1 protein-coding gene and 2 pseudogenes are annotated in these 2,015 nt (G+C 69.6%); all 3 read right to left on the bottom strand.

The window, feature by feature from the left end; translation table 11 throughout:
• Positions 1-227, bottom strand: a pseudogene (locus PKH97_RS16210) (hypothetical protein); the annotation flags it as partial.
• A gap of 424 nt (positions 228-651) precedes the next feature.
• Complete coding sequence (gene rpe, locus PKH97_RS16205) at positions 652-1,308, bottom strand: ribulose-phosphate 3-epimerase (protein WP_324388640.1); 657 nt, start codon at positions 1,306-1,308, stop codon at positions 652-654.
• A gap of 77 nt (positions 1,309-1,385) precedes the next feature.
• A pseudogene (locus PKH97_RS16200) lies at positions 1,386-2,015 on the bottom strand (rRNA small subunit methyltransferase B); the annotation flags it as partial.

Genomic DNA, 2,015 nt, shown 5'->3' with positions numbered 1-2,015 from the left:
AGGCTGATCGCGCAGCCGGGGAAGCGGCATTGCCGGTCGCGGAACCGGACGAGCCAGGCCATGGGTTCGGGGATCCGGTAGCGCGGGTAGCTGTCGTTGCCGGTGACGGTGCGGGTCGTGGCGCGGGTGAATCCTTTGGCGATGGCACCGTCGAGGACGGCGCCGGTGGCGGGGTGGCAGCGCACCGGTGCGTCGAGCCCCGGCGCCCGAAAGAGCAATCGCGCCACACCGAGCCCGTGACATCCAGCCCCCGGAAAGACGCGTAGTCGAGCCGGCACCGCTCGAACCGGAATGGCGCGCTCAACGTGCCCGTATGCCCGAGCGCGAAGTTCACCCCCAGCAACCGGCTCTCGTTGAACGCACACTCCGCGAACCGCGAGTCGGTCATATCCGCGCGGCTCAGGCCCACCCCGGTGAAGGTGCATTTCGTGAAGGTGCAGCCCACCAGCTGCGCACCCACGAGCACATTCCCCGCGAATGTGCAGTCGTCGAAATCGACGCCGCGCAGCACCTCACCCTCGTCCAGTCCGCCCGTCAGTCGCGTCGACGAGACGTATGCCGTATCCCCGACTTCCGCTCGGAGAGAGGGCTTTTCGACGTGCCCGGGTGAGTGACCAGCCGGGGGCGCGTGAGCGGGCATACGGGAATGGCTCAGTGGGCGTGCTCGGCGGCCAACACACGGAGCCGCTCGATATTTGCCGCCGCGTCATCGGCGTTATAGACCGCGGTCCCGGCCACGAAGACATCTGCACCAGCCTCCGCGCACTGCTCGATCGTCGCCGCCGAGACTCCCCCGTCGACCTGGATCCACACCTCGCCGCCATGGCGGCGCACCGAATCGCGAACGGCGCGCACCTTCGGCAATTGATCGGCCATGAAACTCTGCCCGCCGAAGCCCGGCTCGACCGTCATCACCAGCACCATGTCAAGGTCGGGCAGCAACTCCTCGTAGGGCGCCCACTGCGTCGCCGGCTTCAATGCCATCGACGCGCGCGCACCCTCGGCCCGCAGCGTGCGAGCGAGCATCCGCGGATCGCGCGCCGCCTCGATGTGGAAGGTGACCGACTTGGCGCCCAGTTCAGCATAGACCGGCGCCCAGCGGTCCGGATCCTCGATCATCAGGTGAGCGTCGATGGGGACCGGGCTGACCTGGACCAGGCGCTCGACGACCGGCAGCCCCAGCGTCAGGTTGGGGACGAAGTGTCCGTCCATGACATCGACATGCGCCCAGTCCGCGGTGGCGATCCGCGCGAGTTCGGCCTGCAGGTTGGCGAAGTCGGCGGACAGGATGCTCGGCGAGATCAACACGGCCACAAGCCTAGCGAGGGCGCCGGACCCGCGGACGCTCTCGTTTCCGCGGGGACGGCGCCCTCGTTGCGGTCAAGTCAAGCAGTGGGGTGCTTGCGCAGCAAAGCGAGGAACATTCCGTCCGTATCGTGGCGGTGCGGCCAGAGCTGGACGCCCGGCCCCTGCCCGAGGGTGCCGGCCCATTCGGGCGCCACCTCCTCGACGATCGAGCGGGCATCGAGTTGCTCGATGTCCGGTCGCTTCTTGAGCACGTCGCTGACGACAAAGCTCGTCTCCGCCAGATGCGGACTGCACGTGGCATAGGCGACCACGCCCCCCGGGGCAACAGCGTCCAGCGCGCTGATGAGCAGTTGGCGTTGCAGCCCACCCAGCGTCGCCAGATCGCTCGGTGAGCGCCGCCAGCGCGCCTCCGGCCGCCGCCGCAGCGCCCCCAGCCCAGTGCACGGCGCATCCACCAGCACCCGCACGTATGCCGCGGGGTCGTCTGCCCCGATCTCGCGCCCGTCCCCGACCCGCACGGTGACCTGCGGGCCGTCGGCCGGAGCGGACTCCATGAGCGGCCGCAAGGTCTGGCGGACCAGATCGGCGCGGTGCGGCGCGATTTCGTTGGCGACCAGGTCCGCTCCGTCGGCTCGCGCCAACGCGGCGAGCAGCCCGGCCTTGCCGCCGGGACCAGCGCACATGTCGAGCCAGCGCACCCGCGTTAC

The sequence above is a fragment of the Nostocoides sp. genome (genome assembly GCF_035343835.1).
In the GTDB taxonomy this organism is placed as follows: Bacteria; Actinomycetota; Actinomycetes; order Actinomycetales; family Dermatophilaceae; genus Nostocoides_A; species Nostocoides_A vanveenii.
This window is presented reverse-complemented; position numbering and strand designations above follow the sequence as displayed.